This is a genomic window from Bariatricus sp. HCP28S3_D3, assembly GCF_052065755.1.
Lineage (GTDB): Bacteria > Bacillota > Clostridia > Lachnospirales > Lachnospiraceae > Allocoprococcus.
This window is the reverse complement of the sequence record NZ_JBQHTK010000090.1, coordinates 1-851: the sequence shown is the minus strand read 5'-3', so window position 1 is coordinate 851 and position 851 is coordinate 1. Positions and strand designations below refer to the sequence as shown.

Here is an 851-nt window from a genome sequence, read left to right as displayed (position 1 = left end):
GGATAATGCGGCTATACCGATATGCGAAAATCCATTGACGGACTCTGCGCCGTTATCGAAGACCAGCTTAAGATGGATCCGTCGTCCAGTGCTCTCTTCCTTTTCTGCGGAAGAAGACGGGACAGGATCAAAGCCTTGTTCCGGGAACCGGACGGCTTCGTTCTAATCTATAAGCGCTTGTCTGTCCGCGGCGGCTATCAATGGCCCAGGAAGCAGTCGGAGGTCCGGAATCTTTCCTGGCGGGAGTTTGACTGGCTGATGTCGGGGATCGATATTGACCAGCCAAAAGCCCTCAAAGCAGAGTAAAAAGTATCTGGATTTCAGCAGAAATCCTGCACAGAAAAACCCGGAAATCCCTTGTAAATTCGGCATTTTTCAGGAGTCATTTTCCTTTAGTAAAAGCCCCGTTTCTGGTATAATAAAGATATCAAATCCGAGGAGAGAACCGATGGCTTCCAATGCGAAAGATATCCAGCTTCGAGAGCTGAAAGATACAGTATCACAACTGAAAACAATGGTATCTGAACAGACTGAGCTGATCAAATCTCTCCGTCTTATTATTGACGAAAAATCCAGTCACGAGAAAGCACTCCTGGAACAGGTGGACTATCTGACCAAAAAGCTTTTCGGCTCTTCCAGCGAAAGAAGATCTGATGATATTCCGGGACAACAGAATCTCTTTGATGAAGCAGAAATGGAACAGGATCCGTCCCTGCTGGAAGAAGAAACTGTGATCAAGGAACATACCCGTAAAAAGAAGGCAACCCATGAGGATCTCTTCAAAGGCCTGAAGGTTGAAAAAGTAGTGATCCCTCTTCCGGAAGAAGACCAGATCTGTCCGGTATGCGGTA

General features: G+C 46.8%; 1 protein-coding gene and 1 pseudogene. Both read left to right on the top strand.

The features are described 5' to 3' along the window. Positions 1–18 precede the first annotated feature (18 nt). Positions 19–306: pseudogene (tnpB, locus tag ACTNB3_RS17825) on the top strand (IS66 family insertion sequence element accessory protein TnpB); the annotation flags it as partial. Between the two features lie 142 nt (positions 307–448). Further along, positions 449–851: transposase domain-containing protein (locus ACTNB3_RS17820; protein WP_441027297.1), on the top strand; the 403-nt coding region annotated here is incomplete at its 3' end.